We start from the raw sequence: 21,057 nt of genomic DNA, 5'->3' as shown, positions 1-21,057 counted from the left end.
CTATGATCAACAATGTTTTTCTGTTCTTAGAACAGTTTGCAGCTTTACTCATACTCGTACTGATTTCTGTTTTTGCTGTTGGCTTTTTATTTTTTGGTAAGGAAGCTCAAGAGTTTACACCAAGCATAAAAGGACGTATTACGAAGAACGATACCCCCATAAAGAATGCAAATGTAGTACTTACCATTCGGTCAGAAAATCGTTCTTTCGAACGTAGCTTCACCACGAATACAAATGGGGAATTCAAGTTTGATCCTGTTTTCAGAAAAAGGAATAAAGTTCTAAGTATTTTCGACGGTCTATTTCAAACAATATGCAGTGTAGAAGTGACCACAACCGTTGCCAATCAAAAGGTTGTTATTTGGAAAGGAGTTTTCAGGCATCATGTCATCGGTATGAAGGAAAGAGTAAATATGTCTAATTTAAACTGCGAAGCCACCAACCCCATCAGAAAGTTTGAATTTCAATCCCATGGGGATTCCGTAAGTAGTCAATGTGACTTAAGTGATTACTTAAAAGTAAACAGATAGAGTAATGTTTACTCTATCAAACTCCTCAACTTCCTAATCCGAAAGCGGTAGTTCGCTGGTCTCACCAACCAAACTGGCTTACTATGCCAGGTACCTAAAACGCTTTGTGAGTCACTCATGAGCAGAAAAAATAACAAAAATCTCAGCATTCTTCTTAAACTCAACACCTTTGTTTCACCTTATAAATGGCGTGTTGCTGCTGCCTTAGTTGCCCTAATCGCAACAGCCAGCCTAACGCTATCCGTCGGCTACGGCGTGCGCATTCTTATCGACCAAGGCTTTGCTCAGCAATCATTGCAAGAGCTTACCAATGCGATTCAGTTTATTGTCGGTGTCACATTGTGTATTGCCATTGGGACTTTCTTTCGCTTTTACCTTGTCTCTTCCGTAGGTGAGCGCGTTAGTGCGGATATTCGCCTTGCGGTGTTTAACCATGTGATTACGCTGCATCCGAGCTATTTTGAGACCAACAGTAGTGGCGACATTATGTCGCGCTTGACTACCGATACCACATTGCTGCAAAGCATTATTGGTTCATCGTTCTCGATGGCGATGCGTAGCGCTTTGATGTGCTTTGGGGCCATCATAATGTTGTTTGCCACTAACGTTAAGCTCACGCTGATTGTGCTTGCTTCTGTGCCTTTGGTTCTGGTTCCGATTTTGTTTTATGGACGACGCGTGCGTGCGCTCTCTCGCCAAAGTCAGGACTCAATGGCCGATGTCGGAAGCTACGCTGGAGAAGCGATAGAGCATATTAAAACCGTGCAAAGTTTTAGCTCAGAGTCGCTTGAACGAGCGGCTTTTGCTGTCGAGGTGGAAAAAGCTTATGAAGTAGGCAGACAGAGAGTAAAACAGCGCGCGATCCTGATATCAGGCGTTATTGTGATTGTGTTCAGCGCGATTTCAGGCATGCTTTGGGTAGGCGGCAGCGATGTGATTCACGGAAAAATGTCTGCGGGTGACCTAGCCGCATTTGTGTTTTATGCCATTATGGTTGCCTCATCGACTGCAACCATTTCCGAAGTCATGGGTGAATTGCAAAGAGCCGCAGGTGCTACCGAACGGCTGACTGAAATCCTTCAAGTAGACAGCGATATTAAAGCGCCGAACAACTATTTGCCTGTCCGTTCCGACATGCGTGCAGAGGTTAACTTTAATTCGGTGAGTTTCAACTACCCTTCTCGCCCAAATCAACCAGCTATCAAAGAGTTAAATCTAACTGCTGAACAAGGAAAAGTGTTGGCGTTGGTCGGCCCTTCTGGTGCCGGTAAAACAACACTATTCGAACTGCTGCAACGCTTTTATGATCCGCAAAAAGGGCAAGTGTTGTTTGGTGGTGAAGATATTCGACAGTTCGATCCAAACGAGCTTCGACGTCAAATGGCGCTCGTACCACAACAACCAGCGCTGTTTAGCCATGATGTTTTCCATAATATTCGCTACGGTAATCCTGAAGCGACGGATGAACAAGTTATCGAAGCCGCGAAAAAAGCCCATGCCCATGAGTTTATTGAGAAGCTTCCCGAAGGCTATCACAGCTTTTTAGGGGAGCGCGGCGTTAGGCTATCGGGCGGACAAAAGCAGCGTATTGCGATTGCTCGCGCGATTCTAAAAGATCCAAAAATCTTACTGCTAGACGAAGCTACCAGCGCCCTTGATAGTGAAAGTGAACATCACGTTCAACAAGCACTTGAAGCTCTAATGAAAGGACGCACAACGCTGATTATTGCTCATCGTCTTTCGACTATCCAACATGCGGATAAAATTGCGGTGCTCGACAATGGCGAGTTAGTCGATGTTGGTAACCACCAATCATTAATGCAAAGCTGTGAGTTGTATCAGCGATTTGTGGCATTGCAATTTAAGCACTTGGAGTAACGCCTAGTTAAGCGTTCAAAAGTAAGCAAAGGCGGACCAAATAATTTAATAACAGGAGTTTAACGATGTTTTTGTGTCAGTCCAGCGAGCCTTGGCGAGACTAAGAATCTAGCTCTGAGTGGTTAATGAGATAATTTAGACCATGAAGAGCTAGGATAGAAGATCCCACATCATGTCCCATCGTCGCTGTACAAGGTGACGAAATACAAAAGATGCCACTCGCAGTTAAACGAGCGGCATTAAACCAAGCAGCTCGCCTTTTAACAAAGGAATTCCAGTAAGAATCCAGTAACCAGCGTATTCTCTCTTCAACTAGAAACACTCGTTCACAACTACCATATAAAACCCAATCAACTTCATTTGTAACAATTCAGGTTTCAAAAATAGGAAATCATTACTGAAAAAGTTTACCGCGTTTTGTGTTGCTATCTATGGTTACAATGTTTGAGACATCAATGCCTTCAAACCAAGCAACACAAAAGCGGCACCGATATGAACAGCGAAGCGAAACAACTATTTTCTTATCTATGTCAGCGATACGATGCGCTTTCTCAAGAGCTTGAGTCTCGCCCTTTTCCTGAATTTTCTGAGACTATTACTCATCCTCTTGGGCACTGTTTAGTCCGTTGCCCAGCAGGTAGCCAACGCTTTTCTATTGTAGCAGTCAACTTTGCACCCTCCGTTCGCGGGCAAGGCGTGCTTACTGCATTTATCGACTACATCAAAAGCAATCCATACCACTACCAAGGTGTTGAGGTTGCAATCATTGAAAACAAGAACTTAGCTAAACGACTTTTGTCTCTTGGCTGGAAGTACAAGTCCCTGTTTGGCAAAATTTTCTTCGCTAGCAAGCCGACCCTAGTAAAGGACTTTCAGTCTGCGTAATAGTTATTACGAAACCGCATCGACATCCAAAGTAAAACCATCACTCAAAATCCGTAAGCATGTTGAAAAAAACTTGGCGATCTTCTGCAGTACTTCCTCGATGAGCAGTGTATTCAACGTGCGCGTCTGCGCTGGCTTTTGGGGATAGATTGATGCCCCATAACGCATTAATTTGGTTTGGTACGATGGAATAACGCATATCAACAATTCGCATTTCATTATTCGGATCCTTCGCTACAAAACCGTTTGAAAACCAACGGAAACGTTCGATGTCTTTTGCTTGTTGCGAGTGCGGGTTTAGCCACGGAAATTGCTCTTTTATATTTAACTTTGGAGTAGATTCGCCGGGGTAAATTTTTATTGAACGCCCTACCCTTACCGCATCTACATAGTAGTTATCTTCCGTTTCATAAATCAGCTTCCAAACCAAAAGGTTGCTAAAGCTTGGTTTGGCTTTTAACTGTATAGCCTTGTGTTGTCGCTCTTTGACGATTTCCCAACCAGCTGCTTCTGCTCTATCTCGTTGTATCGTTCCAAGGCTTAGGTAAGCCAGACACCATAAAAATGCAATTCGGGCATAGCTTGGGCTTCGCTTCAGTGCAGCAAACAAAAGCAATGTTAAAATAGGGAGTGTGAAAGCGGGGTCGATTACCGAAATAGTGTTCCAAGCATAACGCGTGTTGCTTATCGGCCATAGAAGCTGTGTTCCATAACTGGTGCATGCGTCTAATAACGCATGGGTACTATAACCAAGCGCACAGTAAAGCCAACTCTGCCGGAAGCTTAGTCCTCGCTTCTTTGCGAACAACGGATACAACAACAAAGCACAAATGAAACTACCAAACGGGATAAACAAGAGCGAGTGAGTAAATTGGCGATGGTATTCCAAATACAGCAAAGGATCAGTTGAAGAACGGATGAGTACATCTAAATCCGGAGCCATCCCAGAGACCACACCCAACACGCCAACAACTGCAAGGTTTCGCTTGTTGCTCACGGCCAGTGGCAAAGTTGCACCCAATAAACCTTGCGTTAACGGATCCATCGTTCACTTCCTTTAGATAGATGAAGCTCAGCTGGAAAGCGTACACGCTCAATAGTCGGTTCCAATTTAAAAACCAGAAGGTTCTTCGACATAAGTTATCCGCATTTTAGTGGAAAAGAATACACGACTTAGTCATGCATTTGCTTGTTTAGCAACAAACACCTTGATTTAGTGTAAGAAGGAATCACGCCGTTCGCTAGTGAACGAACAAATCTGAGTCTAGGCTTGTTTGGTATTTCAAACCCGAAGGTTTATCTGACGCGAAAAAACAAGGCGAACCAAATGGCTCGCCTTGTTTCTAATTTACTGAACGATAAACGGCAGGCGTTTAGTCTTGAGGATTCTCTTTCGCGTTGATTTCAGCGTAAGTGTGTAGCAGCTCCGTCAATGTTTTTACCCACGCAAAAACATCCGAAGGTGCATTTTCGATTAGTTTTTCCACTAGCGCACAGTGTGTTTCTAGCGTGATGGCCTCTTCCAAACGGAATGAGATCGCGTAGAAATGCCAAAGCACCAATCGCGTCATTCGCTCGCTATTTTGCTTTGCGTTGTCTGAGTCATCAAACGCTTGTTGAATTTCACTCAGTGCGATTGCTGTCATGCGTAGCATTGCATCAAGACGTGCAGACAACATGCGGTCTTCACTATCCACTTCTTCTTGATCAAAAGTGAACAGCTCATTCATCACGTCTTCTGGCACCATTTTACTGATCATACGAGCACTAAACTCTTCCAGCTCATGGCGAGGCATAGTTACAAGACAATCGAAGGTGTAATCACGAAGCATAAAATCACTCTAGGTTAGAAATCAATTTCAGCCTCGCATTCTAAATATTGAAATTTCAATTGCCAGTGTTAATTTCTATCCATCTACGAAAAACTACAAAACACCGTTGATTGCAATACCAACACCAATCCGCTGCTGATTATGATCATAGTCGATCAAGCTCTTACCATAACCCACTGAGTATTGTGCGTACCCCTGAACTTTGCCCCAAATCGGAAATGACACACCCAGTTCTGCAAAACCCTTATGTGTTTGAAAGTTCTGGCGACCTAAAAAGGTAAACTCGTAACCATTCCACTTGTAAGCACTCGATAGCTCAAAGTGTCCCATATAGTCTTCGATATCCGGGTTATCATCACCTTTGGGATCATTAGGCGATGTCTTTTCATCTTCAGGTATACGCCACCAAGGCTGGATAGAAACCGCAAAATTGTCTTTTGCAAAGGTTAAGTTGGCATAGACACGGTTCCAACTGCGCGATAGCTCCTGTCTCTGACCGTTAGACTCATGTTCAATACCAAAACCTAACCAAGTCGAACCATCAAGTGGTTTCCAGTCAGTTGGGGTGTAGTAAAAAAGCTCTGGACGATAATTGGTTTCACGGAATGGACGAGATGCTGCACCCGTGTATACCTGCCAAAATGATTTAAGAGTCATTCCAAAAAACAGACCATCGCCATCAAACAGCAAGTCATCATAGTTCATTGGTACTTTAAAACTGATTTGGAACTCCGCCTCTTCCTTACGCAGTTCATCGCCGTATTTGGTGTCGGCATACGCGCGTTTATTTACACGATCACTGTATGTAAACGGAAGAATATAGTTAACGCGATGCGCGACCAGACTAAACGGTTCGAACGCGTTTTCTCGTTCTGATTCCAAACGCTTGTCGACCAAACTTTCCTGAAGTTCTTCAGGCTCTTCAATTTCTGGATCAGCGGGCACTGTGCTGGTTACTGTGTCAAGCTCACACTGCGCGCGAATGCTCTTTATGGTTTCTTCACCTTTGCTTTGCTTTATTTTGTCTAGCAAACATAAATCATAAGCACTGGCTGTTTCTCCCATCGCAACTGGCGCTGCCAATAAACTCAGTATTGATATCCCTGCCACTTTTGAAGCCATCTGAAACCCTTAATATTCTTTATGTCAAACCAAATAATTTTAGTTTTTCTTGGTAAACCGCTTGCCATTCTGACGTTAAGACAATGTTAAATGTCCGCCGACTTTACATCTTGGATAAATGCAACAGACTTTAGACATATCGGCCAACTATGAGCAAAGCGCAAAAAACAACCAAGAGTTGAGCATCATAGATAAAAACCACTCGTTTGCATGATGCTCATGTTCTCTATGCAAAATACTGGCTCGTAACTTTGATTGCAAACCCGGCTATGAATAACCCCAAACCATAACCCAAATGCGCCAATGTGCTAAGAAAACGGGCTTTCCAAGGTGTTGGGGTTTTACTCGCAGCAAAACCAAATCCTAGACAAGGTTGAATGACCAAAAATGGGAAGATCAACGTTACCACGCCTGTAATTAAGCTGGGCATTAGACTGGGCTCTACCAACCAATGATGACCAAAAGCAGTAACGTGAGCCAAAGCGAAAGTAACGCCGATGGCATAATGCAAAAACCAGCCAAGTGACTTTTCTCCCGGCATCGCCTCTGACGCCATAATTGGCACATGCATAAACTTTCCTTGGGGCATGTACAAAACCCAGCGCGCAACCAACGCATAGTTTAATGAAGGAATACCAAACACTCTCCTTTGTAACCATGCCCATAAATCCATTATCAAAGTGGCACCAATCCCTATTAGCGCCGCTTGCAATCCCATTAAAAGCAGCATTTTTCTCTCCTCAAGTTTTTGATTTGTTAAGGTCTTAGTTGCATGCTACAACTTAAAGCCAACTTGAAGTCAATGGGGAATAATATGGATATTGCAGAAGTGGTTAGAAAATCAGGATTGCCGACTTCAACGCTCAGGTACTACGAACAGCTGGGGTTAATTCGCTCGATAGGAAGGAATGGATTGAGACGCCAATATTCACCAGAGGTACTCAATACACTCAATTTAATTAGTTTGGGGCGTATCGCTGGAATATCGCTTAACGAAATGGCAGAAATGTTGAATCAATCAGAAGTTTCAAAGCCATATATCGATCGTGACTTACTAACGAAAAAGGCACTTGAGATTGATGAGCAAATAAAACGTTTGAAAGCGGTGCGAGACAGCCTAAACCATGTTGCCACCTGCCCTCATGAGTCACATATGGACTGTTCTTCATTTCAGAAGCTTATGAAGGTCGTAAAGCGTTATGTCCCCCAAAAACAGAGATAAACCGCTCTCACTACCTTCCTATTCTTGATTTAAAAGGAAGTAACTCGACATGGAGGGTTACTTCCTCTCATATTACTTAGCTTTCGCTTTTACGTACTTCTTCACTTTTTTCATCGCCATTTTTTGCTTCAGCGGTGAAAGGTAATCAATGAACAAGTTACCAGATAGGTGATCAATTTCGTGCTGCATCACAATCGCCAAGAACTCATCGCTCTCGATTGTAATCGGGTTGCCATCACGGTCTAGTGCAGAAACAACAACTGACGTGTAACGCTCTACATCTGCGTAGTACTCAGGAACAGAGAGACATCCCTCTTGACCAAGTGCTTTGTTTTCTCCGCTCACCACTTCTGGGTTAACCAAGATTAAAGGATCATTGCGTTCGTCAGAGATATCGATGACAACAACCGCCTCTTTTCTGCCTACTTGGGTTGAAGCTAAACCGATACCATTGCCCGTTGCGTAAAGTGTTTCTAGCATATCGTCTATCAGCGTTTGTACTGTCGATACATCAGTGACTTTTTCTGCTTTTACTTTAAGCCTTGGGTCTGGAATGGAGAGAATTTCGAGGACTGCCATACTTACCTTTCATATCTATAAATCGTAATTCGTGGCGAATTATACACACGTTTCTCGATACATAAACCTGCTAAGCTATCTTGCGCACAAGGCATAAACCATTAACTCAAACGACAACACAATAAATGGGTTTGCCTTTTAAACAAAAAATCCTACAAACAGGAAACTAAAACGCCAGCACATTATGGCTGGCGTCTTGTCATGATCCTAATTGAATCGTTTGTTGTATTTTATCTACTGACTTTCCTTGGTTTTGAGTAATACTCTAATCGCCATTTTCTCACCACTTTTTAAAATTAAGTAGGCGATGCCAATCGTTATTAGCATTATGATAGCAATAAAAATACTTACCCCACCGAGCTCAGATAATAAATAAAACGGAGAAATATCTAACGACATTAAGATAAGAGAGAACACTACCAAACTTGCTAAAGTCCACAGTAAAACAGCATACCATCTTGTTTTTGATGGCATTACATCTCCAGTCTTGTAGCCGAAGTAATAACCAACACTCATGGCTGGGATTAACGTGCTAAGAAAGCCTGTACCACTCATTTCTATCCCAACAATATATTCAATGGCCAACAGCAATGCAGCCCAACAAACGGACGCCAGACACAACAGAGACGTAACAAGAAGTACCGATGGTGGCTGGTTTATTTCTGATTCTGAATAGTTATTTTTTAATTCCACTTTCATTTCCTTCCATTTATTTGAATAAAATAAGCGTTTTAGATCATGCTTCCGCTTGGACAACCTAGAGAAACAACACCGCCATAACTCGTTGTTGGCGTAACTACCATGACTAAATCAACAGGAAGAAACACAACGTCCGTTGCTAACGACAAAGGAATGTCAATCAATGATAGTGGGTATAACGCGATAGAAGTAATATCAGCTCTTAAATAGCAAGGTTGTCGTGCGACTGATAACGCGGTGCCTGAAAACGGCTTTCCGTATCCGCCACCAGCATGCGCATCTATAGACGAACACCCCACCATTAAAGATGCTGACACCACAAGAAATACAACTTGTAGCTTTTTAAATAGTTTTATTTTCATTTAACCTAGATTCCAACTAACTGTTATTTTTTAAAACTAAACCCTCTCTCTCAAATTGTATATTCAATAAGTTTACTCATATGGGCCCAGTGCAACCATGCTAATACGTTCTATGTATCAGAAACAATTCATTTATTTCCAATGACACTAGCGAGATCATGCGACGTGATTGGAATCTCACTTAAGTTTTCATGGATCTATCGCGCTGAAAATTGAAGCCTCTACCTGTCATAGAATAAAAAGCCGTCAAAACCAGTGGTTCTGACGGCTTTTTATTTTCTATTACACACTCGATTATTGTTGCAGATTCGCTGTGGCTTCTACTGCTTTGTAGAAGTCCAGCACTCTCTGTTTGAGGTTCGATTAAAACCCTATAAAACATTAAGCCGCAATATTAATTGAGTTGTTCTATATAGCGATTTAGCTCTACCGCATATGTTTTTTCATCAATCGCAGTGTCACCTATTTCTTCATCTAGAAATCCAAGTAGCATTTGTGCACCACCTTCACCATTATTTAACGCTTGCGTCAAGTAATAGGCTGAAAGCACCTTATTTTCAAGTAAACCACAGCCATCATCATACAAACATGATCCTAAATAAAATTGTGCACTAGCCAACCCATCATCAGCAGCCTCTGAGATTAAAGAAAAGCCCCGCTTAACATCCATGACTTTTGGCTCTTTCAGAAGGATTACCCCTAAAAGCTCTTTACTATGAACATCATCCACTTCGATAGCTTTGATCAATAAAGACTTTGCTCCTTGCACATCACCTTGTTCATAAAATTTATTTGCTTCGCTGTACAACTGCTCTGGAGCTTCTCGGGCCTGAGTTAGGAGGCTTTCTGTCGTTTTAGTTGCCTCAAACTTTGACGTAGTATCGTTACATGCCGTAACAAGGAGCACTACTAATAAAACGTTAACAATTCTCATGTTATTCCCATGTGCATTTGATAAACAAGACTGCTGTCGAGTATGAATCGTCATACTGACCGCTTACAATTTGAAACTTTGTATTGATAGGAGCTTTAGCACTAGCTTCACACATATTGGCAATTTGACCACGAACATAAGCACTCGAATCAAAGTTATACTTGTCTTCTTGAGAAATTATACTTGCTAATGAAACTCTAGATAGTTGAGGAGCTTTCCCATATTCCCTTTCAACTTTCAAATACTTCACATTAACAATCAAAATGCAGCCAGATGATTCTAGATTTGCATTGTGTACTCGATTAGCTAGTACTCTAACGTTTTGTCGGATAATATCAAAAAGAAGCATAGCTCTGCCTTTCTGTAATACCATCCCTAAGGCCACGGCTCTTCCACTATTTGCTTTCACTGCAGTAGAAGCTAGAGTTGACGACTGTATTGGAGCTAGAGACGAAAATTTACGTGAAGGAATAACAGCTTTGTTTTTCCAGTGCATTCGAACTGTTAACATACCAGACTTAACCGCCATGTTGCGATCTATCTGTTCCTTAAGCTTTTGTAACCTTTTCTCACCTGTAATATCATTTGGAAGCTTACGTAATGGTCCCGCAAGAGAAGTATCTTTTATGGTATTAACGGGAATTTTCTCATTATCTAATTTGCTTCTTAGTTCGACACAAGAGCTAAATAGTTTGTCAGCTGGATACATGTAATTAATGTAGTTGATTGATAACGGCGTATCTCTCTCGTGCGTTAGTATAGAAATAAATATACATAATGATTCTCTCAAAACCATCACTATGAACCTAATTGCATAAAGTTCCAAGCTCTAAGTTGTCCTAATTGTGAGATATACCCTAATCAATGAAAGTTAATTTATAGTTGGATATTTGTTAGAAACACTCAGCGGTCATTACAAATAAACATTCGTTAACTATATGTGTTGTCACCATTACATGTAAGATTATTAAAAATAAAGGCTAACCAGTTGGTTAGTCTTTATTGATATTACTGCTACAATTTTGCTTTGGCTTTTACGCGGACTTTAACCAACACATCACCATCGACCAACCTAAGGTCGAATATTGGTGAATGTCGCGATGGTGACTCCATCACTTTGTGACGACAACGATTTTACGTCTGCTCTAAAGTAATATGGATTAAGTGGCATTTTACTCTCGGCTAGTCGCGCGTAGTAAAGCTTGGCGGGCTGTTTTGCCATTTGTTGCGCGTACAAATACCCGACCAACGCATGTTCAAACTGGTGGTAACCATTTCCCCAATGGAACGCTTTGGTTGATTTAGGGCTTAGACCGACGCCTCCATATTGATGATCCACCCATACGTCCATAAAAGTGGGTAACGTGTATTGAAGCGTTTCTTTCATCGAACCATCGACAAGAGAAACTGTCATTGCCGCTTGATCGAGCTCTGCCCATTCCCAAGACGAGCTATAGTGCTTGTATGGTCTTGATTGCCAAGCAGGAATGCTCTCTTGCGTCCATTTACTCTGCCATTCTGGTGAGAAAAGCGCTTTGACTTGCTCAAAGTTTTGCTGGTATTGCGCTTGCTTAAGCGTGTGTTTCATTCCTTTGAAACCAAACTCTGTCCACTTTGAATTTTCCAACAACTGACCTGTCAGATACGTCATCCAATACGCCTTGATGGTGTGTCCAAAATCATTGTGTTTCGCATCTGGAATCATTACCGCTTTGTGGTGTATCGCGCCATAAAAGCGCTGCTCTTTGTCGGAGTGGTAGTTATCCAGCATCACTTGCGTCAGCCACTCCAGATCTTGTTTCCACTTGGCTTGCGCTGGTTCTGGTAAAAGTGGCGCCGTTAACAACAGGTAGCCATTAATTTGGTCAAGTTGAGCGACTAGCTCTTGCTGCTTCGCACTTTCCCCATCACCGTCTTTCAAAACCCAAGCCAGACCGCGATCATCGCTTCGTCGGTATTGTTTAAATATAAACGCTTGCTGGTCGATAAGCGCTTGTTCGACCTTTGGATCTTGAGTCAAGTAGTAGTACATCGCCAAACCCACTAAGGCGTAAGCTTGGTCTTGAGAAGTTCGTTGTTGCCACTCCATCCCCGGTTTCCCACTACGCGTAAAGCTCACAAACCCGCCGTTTTTCTCATCTTGTTGATGATCAATCAGGTAATAAGCCCCTTTCTTTGCCAGCTCTAATGCTTGCTTGTCACCCGTAAGATGAAAAAGTACGCCATAAGCGTAAGTTTGGCGCGATTTCATGCGGGTGTACTCGCGATCGAAGTGCGGGCTAATCCACCCTTTGTTTAATTCTTCACACGGCTTTTGTGGGTCGAGAATGACACCGTTATCACAACGAAAAGTCGGAAAATTCCCCGCAGGTTGCCCATGCGCGCTTTCCATCATCCAATATGGGGCTAGGCCATTCGTCACATGGTTTAACCAATCATCCCCCGAAGGCAGGCCTACATCAGCAAAGCTGTTCATACTCATCGTTGCGAGCAATAAGGTAAGATATTTAAAAGACATAATGCTCAATTAAGTTATTGAATTTTATCCAGTATAAATAACTCCCTTTACGCATATTGTTGTCGTGCTCACAATCGCCTTACGCATTTGTTTGCGTCAATCATCTTTCAGCCTCGTTCGATGACTGAGCCGCGAATAAACGCTACTCTGTCTTCGACTGACATTTTGGGCACTTCGATCAATTGATAACCAAATTTGTGATAAGCGTTGACCATCTGTTGATACGTAGCCACCGCTTCAGAAAAATCTTGCTTTCGCTCTTCGTCGTTGCTGAATATCGATGCCCAAGGTGGAAAAATGAACACTTGAGAATGATAACGAAGCGTCTGGCAATGCGTGATGAGCTCATGCGAGATTGGCAGTTGTTCCAACTTACTGTAGCCATATACGTCCGCAATACTGCGATCAAAAAACACATTCCCTTGGTGGACATTGAAAGCTCGGTAATTGCTCACTTCTGCCTTCATCATTTCGTCTCGAAAAGCTTGTTTGTCATTCCAAGGTAATGCTGAACCGTGATTGGCAACCTGCGTTTGTATCACGTGACGACCGGTTTCTGGCGCGCAGATAAAGCCTTGTGTTTTTAGCTGTTCGATTACCGAAGTTTTCCCTGCACCGGGACCACCAGTGAATACGATGAGTTTATTCAAAATTGTTTCCTTATTTTTTGTTTGAGTGAAGTAATGCGTATACAGCCAAGAAAATGGGCATCATCTGGCGTTTGAAATTGGCATTTGGCACGCCAGCGTTAAGCGAGATCGGTAGTGGGAAATTTGGGGGAATAGAACTGGGCAGTGAAGAGATATACAAAGTAAGAACCGAAACGACGTGTTCATCGGTTATGGAAAACGGAGGAATTTTGAGCGAACCAAACGTACCCAAAATATTGGGTTAGGAAATGGTGCGATTGGTTCTGCTGGTTAACACGTCAATTGGATATCTATATCAAGAAAATGGCACCTAAGCCTAAGAACGCAAAGAAACCGACGACATCGGTAACGGTCGTCAATACTACCGAGCCAGCCACGGCGGGGTCAATGTTAAACTTTTTCAACGTGAATGGTATCAACGTACCCGATGCCGCGGCCGCCAAACTATTGAGGAAAATGGCACAGCAAATAATAAGCGCCAATGGCAAAGAGTCAAACACCATGTAAACGACACCCGCGATCACCAATCCCATAATTAAACCATTAATGGTGGCGATTTTTAATTCCTTATTCACCAATAGCTTCAAGTTACTTTGGTGCAAGTGGTTCAATGCGATACCCCGAATGGCCACCGCTAAGGTTTGGCTACCTGCGATGCCGCCCATACTCGCCACAACGGGCATTAAGATAGCAAGCGCAACGACTTGCTCGACCACATTATCAAAAAGCCCAATGATGGCGGAGGCTACGAAAGCGGTCAGCAAGTTAATCACCAACCAAAGTGCTCTTAGCCTTGTCGCCACGCTTAATGGTGTAAACAAATCTTCTTCGCTTCGTACGTTTTCTGCCACTACAGCTTGTAGGCTGAGTTCGCGCAACGTAATCGCGATGGTCGCCATCGACAAGACGCCCATAATTTTGCCACCAGCCATGATAGGAAACCAATGTGCTCCACCATCAATCGAGACTTGTTTGCTGACGCTTTGAATCGTTTGAATATCTTCTAGAATTGGCGTAACTACGGTCAAGTCGGTAAGTTTGATATGATTTTCGTGCAGCAACAGGGTTTGCGGCTCTATCGTACCAATCACACCACTTGCATCACGCACAATAATCAACCGCACAGGACTTTGCCCGCGTTTTAGCAGCTCGGTTTTGATGCCTCCTACGCTGTTTTTAGGGTTTGCGACCAGAAAGTGAGGCTCGGCATAACGTCCAACTTTGTTGTCTTCATACGACAATGCTTGTTGGATATGCGCGACAGACTCTTCACTTTGATCAATAAGGTATTCATCTACAAACTCGGTCGGTAGAAAGTCCGCAAAGATGATCAGTTCTGAATCCGTTATGTACGTCAAGCGTTCATGTTGTAAGTCTTTATTGAGTGATTGATGAATGTGCTTGGCAGTGTCGTATCGGAGCAAATTTAATACCGTCCAATACTTCTCAGGCGGCACTGCTTCTATGACACGTTTACGGTAAGCAATGTTGACCGACTCCAAAATGTTCGCAATCTGTGCTTCTTGATAGTCTTTCAAAAAGCTCAAGTCTTCGGTCGATTCTATCGCTTTAATGATCTCAGCAAGCAAATGTGGCACTTTGCGGTTAATTTGCAATTGGTTGGAATCTATCATTACTTTTACCTATAGCTTTCACTACCACATTCGCCGCATTGACGATATGTGCTATCCGAAGTCATGAATTCTTGATGTTAAAATTCTAGGCGATAGTTGACTTAATTGCGGAATTTATATTTCGCTCGCAGAAACAAAACGCCTCTGCATCAGTTCATGGTATAGACTTGAATGTGTGTCAGGCTCATTCGCCTTGTTTGATAATGGAGTAATCAATGGCACCTGTATTTTTTCTGACTCAGCAGGCCGCCTTACCAAGTCGTAAGGTGCTTCGTAAAGTGATTCAATTTTCGACAGCGCTGGCTCAGCCTATTGTAGTTTTAGTGGAAGACCATCGCCGAAGTGAAGATCACGCATTCGCTCATTTTCTCAGTTTCAACTCTGACCATATAGAAAAAAGACAAGCTGAGTTTGAAGCTTGGACCTTAAAGTTCAACGCATTAATTGTCGAACTTTGTGAAGAAGAAGAGCTTGAAACACCAACGCTCTCTTACGAACATTTCAAAGGGAGCCATTGGGTTGAGCAAGTTGCGAAACGACTTGTTGACCACACTGACTTACTGCTCGTGGGACACTTTAACAAACACGAGATTCAAACGATGCTAACAGAACTAGCACAACAAGATTGCGACTTGTTGCTACTGAGTGAGCGGTCATGGCCTTCTCACGCCAACATGCTTTGTGCAATCGACCCACTTCATCGAGGGGATGAAAAGTCGATAGTAGATAAAGCCATCGTCTCGCGAGGCTCAAAATTAGAACAAACCTTAAGCGGGAAAATGACGCTCGTTTACTGCCGATACGTCGCGCCATACCTCTCTCGCTATCGTGCAGAGATATTAAGCAATCAAAAAGCAGGCATTACAGATTTTATTAGTGCGCAAAAGTTAACGCGAGTTCCATTACTATTACCGGAAGGAAACCCTGAAACGGCGTTACCAAAAGCAGTTAAGCAATCACAAGCGGCGATTTTGATTATGGGGGCATGTAAACGAAGCATGTCATCCCAATTTTGGTCTGGCAGCACTGTAGACACGTTACTTGACCAACCACCTTGTGACCTACTGTTGGTCAACAGCTCCAAGGGCTGACTAGGTATTCCCTATTAATCTATCCTTTCAATACCAAGCGCAGTTATTGGCTCTTTACATCTTCTAACTGCGCGACTTCATGCTCTGCGTTCAAGGCTTGTTTCTGCTGCTGTTTTATTTCATCCCAACTGCGTCCCGACTCAATCGCAGATACACGCTGATCGTATTTGTTGCAGGCTCTTTCGAGTACTTTCTCAGGATCTATCCCCTTTTCTCTTTCCAACGCTTTTAATACGTTAAGATAGTTCCACAACACATCGCCTAACTCGTCTTCCAAATGACAAAGGCGATCCTCACGAATCTCTTCGCGGACTTCATCAACTTCTTTGCCAATGGCCTCCAGATAAGTCTCTACGCCTTTAAACCAAGTATTGGTTTGGTCATATTGAGATTTTCTCGTCGCAATTGCATACAGCTCATCAAATTTCTTCATTGTCTCTCCGTAGAACACGTTTTTATTTATGCCTTTTTAGGACGAATAAACTTCCCTTTAGCCGTCACTCTAACTTCGCTATTGACCCGCAATTGAGCCACCAGTTGATATATACCGCGTCGTTCACCTTCACAGTGTGCAGTAATCGTGACTCGATCATCTAACTGAATAGGTGCATGGTAGCGCACATCCAACTGCGCCGTAAGGGCTTGAATGTCTCTAGATAACAAACAATGCGTCATTGCACCATCGAGAAGCGAACTGGCAATACCACCATGCAACAGGTCTGTGTAACCTTGATGACGCGGTAAAACGTGAAACTCTCCGACAACAGAACCATCGGCTAGGTATTGGTAGTTCACGGCCAAAGAGTTCGGATTCACATTAATTGAAGAACAAACCGCACATTGATGATGAGATTCGTGAGTGTAATGACAATAGCTGTTTGTAGACATGATAGTTACTCGGTTTCTCAAAAGAGTAATTAGCATATGCCAACAATTAAAAAGAAACGGCGAGTAATCTTTGTTTGCATGTTGCAGGGCCAGCAACCTCGCTTTTCATAACACTAAATAATCATTTTAATAATTAACGATAATTTCCAGTTTATTTAGAGTGGCGATATGGTTTGCATAGTGATTACGCAACGTTATAAAAAGGCGACTTATGAAGTTTCTCCACACGATGATCCGTGTTGCTGACCTAGACAAATCGATCGAATTTTATACAAAGGTTCTGGGAATGAGTGTTTTGGATCGTTTTGAAAACCAAGAATACCGTTACTCACTGGTGTTTGTTGGTAACCCTGATCAACCAGATGGCGCGACCATCGAGCTAACTTATAACTGGGATACCGACAGTTACGACTTGGGTAACGCATTCGGACACATGGCACTGGGGTCTGAAGATATTTACGCCGCTTGCGAAAAAATCAAAGCGCTTGGTGGCAACGTTACTCGCGAGCCAGGTCCAATGAAAGGCGGAGAAACTCACATCGCCTTCATTAAAGATCCCGATGGTTACCAAATCGAACTCATCCAAACTCAAAAATAACGAGGTTTCCTATGACAGACGCATTATTTCAACCCATTCAACTTGGCTCTCTCTCATTAAAAAACCGTATCGTTATGCCTCCGATGACGCGCTCTCGTGCTTCTCAACCAGGTAATATCGCTAACGATATGATGGCGACCTACTATGCTCAACGTGCTGAAGCGGGCCTAATCGTTGCTGAAGGCACACAAATTTCGCCAATGGGTCAAGGCTATGCATGGACACCAGGCATTTACAGCCCAGAGCAAATTGCTGGCTGGAAAAAGGTAACTAATGCGGTGCACGAGAATGGCGGCACTATCTTCGCGCAATTGTGGCACGTTGGTCGCGTGACTCACCCTGATAACATTGGCGGTGAGCAGCCTATTTCTTCTTCTGCGCTAAAAGCAGAAAACGTGAAAGTATTTGTCGATAACGGCACAGACGAACCGGGCTTTGTCGACGTGGTTGAGCCACGTGAAATGACCAAACGAGACATCAAGAACGTTATTGAAGAGTACCGCCAAGCCGCACTAAACGCGATAGAAGCCGGATTCGATGGTATCGAACTTCATGCAGCGAATGGCTACTTGGTTAACCAGTTTATCGATTCTGAAGCGAATAACCGCACCGATGAATACGGTGGCTCTAGTGAAAACCGTCTGCGTTTTCTTGGTGAAGTGATAGAAGCGATGACGCAAGCTATTGGCGCTGAGCGTGTTGGTGTTCGTCTTGCACCATTCACTTCGTTAAATGGCACCGTTGATAGTACGCCAGTCGAAACCTACACCGCCGCTGCAGCGCTGCTTGATAAACTCAATGTGGTTTACATTCACATTGCAGAAGTGGATTGGGACGACGCGCCAGACACTCCGCACAACTTTAAAACCGCAGTTCGTGAGGCGTACAAAGGTACACTGATTTATGCCGGTCGTTACAACGATGAAAAGGCACAACACGCGATCGAAAGTGGTTTAGCTGACATGATTGGCTTTGGCCGTCCGTTTGTTGCAAACCCCGACTTACCAAGCCGCATCAAGCATGGCTATCCACTGGCAGAACATGACCCTGCCACATTGTTCGGCGGCGGTGAAAAAGGCTTAGTGGACTACCCTGCGTACCACGCGGGTTAATTCATCTACGTAAAGCTGATTCGCAACTCGCGACAAACCAATAGCGAAACCAAAAGAACCTTGCTCTTCCCCCTGTAACGCCAAGATGCAGGGTTCTTTTTAGGCAAGCCATCAGAATTAACGTCTTTGACAAGATGTACAACCTCGACACGCAGAGCGCGTCTTTTTACTGAGCAAACTGCGTTGTACTTTACAGTAAGCATTCTTTAAAGCACGACGACCTGAAAACCAATCATCCGGTTTAGTGAGGATTAAGTAGCCGTGAAACCTCTTAACCAACTCGGTTCGATTGTTTTCGATAAATCGGCTATCAAACTCGATGTCGAAGTAATTCAAAGCCTCTTCGATACAAGTAAAGCTGGCAATTTTTTCCTGAATCGTATTCTCTGTCATCGTTTCTTTAGCGTAATCATTTTCAATGAAGTCTAAGTGCCTCGCGCTTTACGTTCTTTGATTTAGCGCTTCTTAAGATCATTCTTTATGGGTTTTCCATATTGAAATTCAATTTGGGAATTCGTTAACCCACCTAGCATTTTCATTTTGACAACCACTTTAAGACACTGATTTAAATAAACATTATTTCTGGTTCATATTTTGCTCTACTTCATTAAACGGAATGTTGGAGCAACACGATATGACTTACAGAGCAGAAGTAGACGGATTAAGGGCGATTGCTGTCACGTTGGTGATTTTGTTTCATGCAGGAGTTGAGCAATTCGCTGGTGGCTTTATTGGCGTCGACGTGTTTTTTGTGATCAGCGGCTATTTGATCACCACCATCGTGATTAACGACTTAGAAAACCAGAAGTTCAGCCTTGGTGATTTTTATGAGCGACGCATTCGTCGCATACTCCCCCTCTTACTGGTGGTGATCGCCGTCAGCTATTTGATGTCTTGGTGGCTATTTTTGCCGCAAGCACACAAAGACGTTGGTCAATTTGCAGTGTCTTCCATTCTCTCTTCATCCAACATTCTTCTGTATTTGAAAGGCCACAATTACTTCGGTTTAGAAGATCAAGCCAACCCGCTGTTCCACACATGGAGCTTGGGCGTTGAAGAACAATACTACATTGTCATTCCTTTGCTACTCATGCTACTCGCTCGTGGTAAAAACGCGTTTTACCTGACTTTTTTTATCACGGTATTTGTGCTGAGTTTGATGACTATTGTCTACGCGAGCAACGATCCTGATTTCGCTTTTTACATGATCTTCTCTCGCGCTTGGGAGCTAGCAACCGGTTCATTACTCGCATTAGTGATGAGAAAAGTCCAAGTTCAATCTAACGATACTCTAGCAACCATTGGCATCGTTTTGATATTGGCTTCCGCGCTTTTATTTGAAAAATCGCAAGATGGCGCGGGCATTACGCTGCTGGTGCCGGTCATCGGTAGCGCGTTGGTGATTTTGTTTGCCTCTAAAGGCAATGTCTGCGGTAGATTACTGAGCCTAAAGTGGGTCGTGTTCGTCGGCTTAATCAGCTACAGCTTATACTTGTGGCACATTCCATTATTTGTCTTTTACCGCTACGTGTTGGACACAACACAAGACATCAATATCCCGCTTTACGTGATCGCTCTTTTTGTACTGTCTTACTTCACTTGGCGCTTTATTGAAAAGCCGTTCCGTAGCCGAAAAGCCATGAGCATGCGCACTGTGTCCGCGGTTATTGTGTTGTTGACGTTGCCCTTGCTAACACTCGGCGTTATCGGTCATCAAAACGGTGGTTTTCCAGAAAGAAGCGCATTTTTCGAGGCCATGCGCGTTAACAACGGTTATGGTTTAGATTGCAACGGCAACACCAGCGTTAACGATGTGTGCTCGTCTGCGCCGCAGCCCGCCATCGCTGTGTTAGGCAATAGTCACAGCATGGTTTACGTGAAGCGTCTATCTGAAGTAACACCAACTGGCGTGGTGCAACTTACTCAAGATTCCTGTGCGGTCGGTTATGTCGACATCCTAGAAGCTGCTGGCTCAATTTCTTGCCGACAGTTCTTCAATGAGGCTGTCGATACCATTCTAAGTACCCCTTCCATTCGTCGCGTTGTTATCTCTTCTAATTTCAATAAAGAGCTTTCACAAGCCGATTATGAAGCATCATTAACCAAATTATTGAATGAACTGAAAGGAAAGGAAGTGGTCGTTTTCGGTCCAACCCCTTCTGCACCGTTTGCGGTAGGAGAATGCCTTTGGAAAGCGCGTTTGTTTGGCGAGACAGAAGAGTCTGCCTGCGACTTTTCTCCCAAACAACATCACCCTCAAAACGTGGCGAAGTTAGTGAACTACTTTGAGCAATTTGAGCACGTTGAGTTTGTCGACTTGACCGATGCCATTTGCAGAAATGGCGTATGTCGAATGAGAGTTGGAGCAAACAATGCGATGTATACGGATGACAGCCATTTATCTTACAAAGGTGCTGAGTTGGTGCTTGGGCATTACCTCAACACTACAAATGAAGCGCAACAGTTCACTTACGACCGACAATAACCAAGGAAATAAACTTTTATGCTTCAGCGCTTATCTCA

Annotated in this window: 23 protein-coding genes; 8 read left to right on the top strand and 15 right to left on the bottom strand. The window is 43.4% G+C overall.

Annotated elements, in window-relative coordinates:
* Positions 1–2: 2 nt before the first annotated feature.
* From R7Q46_RS17055 to R7Q46_RS17045, 3 genes are all read left to right on the top strand, one after another.
* On the top strand, positions 3–530 hold the full coding sequence (locus tag R7Q46_RS17055) for a DUF6795 domain-containing protein (protein ID WP_033906518.1): 528 nt from the start codon (positions 3–5) through the stop codon (positions 528–530).
* A 117-nt stretch (positions 531–647) separates the two neighbouring features.
* On the top strand, positions 648–2,408 hold the full coding sequence (locus tag R7Q46_RS17050) for an ABC transporter ATP-binding protein/permease (RefSeq protein ID WP_318077649.1): 1,761 nt from the start codon (positions 648–650) through the stop codon (positions 2,406–2,408).
* 492 nt (positions 2,409–2,900) lie between these two features.
* On the top strand, positions 2,901–3,293 hold the full coding sequence (locus R7Q46_RS17045) for a hypothetical protein (protein ID WP_005376463.1): 393 nt from the start codon (positions 2,901–2,903) through the stop codon (positions 3,291–3,293).
* Between the two features lie 40 nt (positions 3,294–3,333).
* Here R7Q46_RS17045 and R7Q46_RS17040 read toward each other — a convergent pair whose 3' ends face one another.
* From R7Q46_RS17040 to R7Q46_RS17025, 4 genes are all read right to left on the bottom strand, one after another.
* Positions 3,334–4,338, bottom strand: a complete 1,005-nt coding sequence (locus R7Q46_RS17040; RefSeq protein WP_258451865.1) for a metal-dependent hydrolase — start codon at positions 4,336–4,338, stop codon at positions 3,334–3,336.
* 328 nt (positions 4,339–4,666) lie between these two features.
* Positions 4,667–5,125 carry a hypothetical protein gene (locus tag R7Q46_RS17035; protein ID WP_005388759.1) on the bottom strand — a complete coding sequence of 153 codons (459 nt, stop codon included), beginning with the start codon at positions 5,123–5,125 and terminating at the stop codon, positions 4,667–4,669.
* 93 nt (positions 5,126–5,218) lie between these two features.
* Positions 5,219–6,247 carry a phospholipase A gene (locus tag R7Q46_RS17030; protein WP_318077648.1) on the bottom strand — a complete coding sequence of 343 codons (1,029 nt, stop codon included), beginning with the start codon at positions 6,245–6,247 and terminating at the stop codon, positions 5,219–5,221.
* A 226-nt stretch (positions 6,248–6,473) separates the two neighbouring features.
* Complete coding sequence (locus R7Q46_RS17025) at positions 6,474–6,977, bottom strand: DUF2938 domain-containing protein (RefSeq protein ID WP_262647581.1); 504 nt, start codon at positions 6,975–6,977, stop codon at positions 6,474–6,476.
* A gap of 84 nt (positions 6,978–7,061) precedes the next feature.
* Between R7Q46_RS17025 and R7Q46_RS17020 the strand changes: the two genes are divergently transcribed.
* Positions 7,062–7,469: a helix-turn-helix domain-containing protein gene (locus R7Q46_RS17020; protein WP_031778925.1), complete on the top strand. Its 408-nt coding sequence runs from the start codon at positions 7,062–7,064 to the stop codon at positions 7,467–7,469.
* 72 nt (positions 7,470–7,541) lie between these two features.
* Here R7Q46_RS17020 and def read toward each other — a convergent pair whose 3' ends face one another.
* The 8 genes from def to R7Q46_RS16980 form a co-directional block, all read right to left on the bottom strand.
* Positions 7,542–8,048 carry a peptide deformylase gene (def, locus tag R7Q46_RS17015; RefSeq protein WP_017635324.1) on the bottom strand — a complete coding sequence of 169 codons (507 nt, stop codon included), beginning with the start codon at positions 8,046–8,048 and terminating at the stop codon, positions 7,542–7,544.
* A gap of 234 nt (positions 8,049–8,282) precedes the next feature.
* Positions 8,283–8,747, bottom strand: coding sequence for an ABZJ_00895 family protein (locus R7Q46_RS17010; RefSeq protein ID WP_318077647.1), 465 nt, complete (start codon positions 8,745–8,747; stop codon positions 8,283–8,285).
* 32 nt (positions 8,748–8,779) lie between these two features.
* Positions 8,780–9,109: a YceK/YidQ family lipoprotein gene (locus R7Q46_RS17005; RefSeq protein WP_017820979.1), complete on the bottom strand. Its 330-nt coding sequence runs from the start codon at positions 9,107–9,109 to the stop codon at positions 8,780–8,782.
* Positions 9,110–9,503: 394 nt separating this feature from the next.
* The gene (locus tag R7Q46_RS17000) at positions 9,504–10,043 is read right to left on the bottom strand and encodes a tetratricopeptide repeat protein (RefSeq protein ID WP_213895737.1); all 540 of its coding nucleotides are present in this window, start codon (positions 10,041–10,043) and stop codon (positions 9,504–9,506) included.
* A 1-nt stretch (position 10,044) separates the two neighbouring features.
* The gene (locus R7Q46_RS16995; RefSeq protein ID WP_318077646.1) at positions 10,045–10,869 is read right to left on the bottom strand and encodes a hypothetical protein; all 825 of its coding nucleotides are present in this window, start codon (positions 10,867–10,869) and stop codon (positions 10,045–10,047) included.
* 246 nt (positions 10,870–11,115) lie between these two features.
* Positions 11,116–12,561: an AGE family epimerase/isomerase gene (locus R7Q46_RS16990; RefSeq protein ID WP_318077645.1), complete on the bottom strand. Its 1,446-nt coding sequence runs from the start codon at positions 12,559–12,561 to the stop codon at positions 11,116–11,118.
* A 107-nt stretch (positions 12,562–12,668) separates the two neighbouring features.
* Positions 12,669–13,211 carry an AAA family ATPase gene (locus tag R7Q46_RS16985; protein ID WP_181881315.1) on the bottom strand — a complete coding sequence of 181 codons (543 nt, stop codon included), beginning with the start codon at positions 13,209–13,211 and terminating at the stop codon, positions 12,669–12,671.
* 290 nt (positions 13,212–13,501) lie between these two features.
* Positions 13,502–14,845: a magnesium transporter gene (locus tag R7Q46_RS16980; protein ID WP_274648019.1), complete on the bottom strand. Its 1,344-nt coding sequence runs from the start codon at positions 14,843–14,845 to the stop codon at positions 13,502–13,504.
* Between the two features lie 215 nt (positions 14,846–15,060).
* On the opposite strand from R7Q46_RS16980, the gene R7Q46_RS16975 reads away from it, so the two are divergent.
* Positions 15,061–15,936, top strand: a complete 876-nt coding sequence (locus tag R7Q46_RS16975; protein ID WP_025767825.1) for a universal stress protein — start codon at positions 15,061–15,063, stop codon at positions 15,934–15,936.
* A gap of 43 nt (positions 15,937–15,979) precedes the next feature.
* Here R7Q46_RS16975 and R7Q46_RS16970 read toward each other — a convergent pair whose 3' ends face one another.
* Both R7Q46_RS16970 and R7Q46_RS16965 read right to left on the bottom strand, forming a co-directional pair.
* Positions 15,980–16,369, bottom strand: a complete 390-nt coding sequence (locus R7Q46_RS16970; RefSeq protein ID WP_054574607.1) for a MazG nucleotide pyrophosphohydrolase domain-containing protein — start codon at positions 16,367–16,369, stop codon at positions 15,980–15,982.
* A 26-nt stretch (positions 16,370–16,395) separates the two neighbouring features.
* Entirely contained in the window at positions 16,396–16,824 is a 429-nt protein-coding gene (locus tag R7Q46_RS16965; RefSeq protein ID WP_017820983.1) for a PaaI family thioesterase, read from the bottom strand.
* 211 nt (positions 16,825–17,035) lie between these two features.
* Between R7Q46_RS16965 and gloA the strand changes: the two genes are divergently transcribed.
* Positions 17,036–17,422: a lactoylglutathione lyase gene (gene gloA, locus R7Q46_RS16960; protein ID WP_005376490.1), complete on the top strand. Its 387-nt coding sequence runs from the start codon at positions 17,036–17,038 to the stop codon at positions 17,420–17,422.
* 11 nt (positions 17,423–17,433) lie between these two features.
* On the top strand, positions 17,434–18,534 hold the full coding sequence (locus R7Q46_RS16955; protein ID WP_318077644.1) for an alkene reductase: 1,101 nt from the start codon (positions 17,434–17,436) through the stop codon (positions 18,532–18,534).
* 117 nt (positions 18,535–18,651) lie between these two features.
* On the opposite strand, the gene R7Q46_RS16950 is transcribed toward R7Q46_RS16955, so the two are convergent.
* A complete protein-coding gene (locus R7Q46_RS16950) occupies positions 18,652–18,927 on the bottom strand; it encodes a nitrogenase-stabilizing/protective protein NifW (RefSeq protein ID WP_033906505.1) in 276 nt (91 codons plus the stop codon).
* A 241-nt stretch (positions 18,928–19,168) separates the two neighbouring features.
* Between R7Q46_RS16950 and R7Q46_RS16945 the strand changes: the two genes are divergently transcribed.
* Positions 19,169–21,019: an acyltransferase family protein gene (locus R7Q46_RS16945; protein ID WP_318077643.1), complete on the top strand. Its 1,851-nt coding sequence runs from the start codon at positions 19,169–19,171 to the stop codon at positions 21,017–21,019.
* The last annotated feature ends 38 nt before the right edge of the window (positions 21,020–21,057 follow it).

It is taken from the genome of Vibrio sp. 811 (assembly GCF_033339195.1).
Note: the sequence above shows the minus strand (reverse complement) of the source record. Positions and strands in the feature narration are given on the sequence as shown.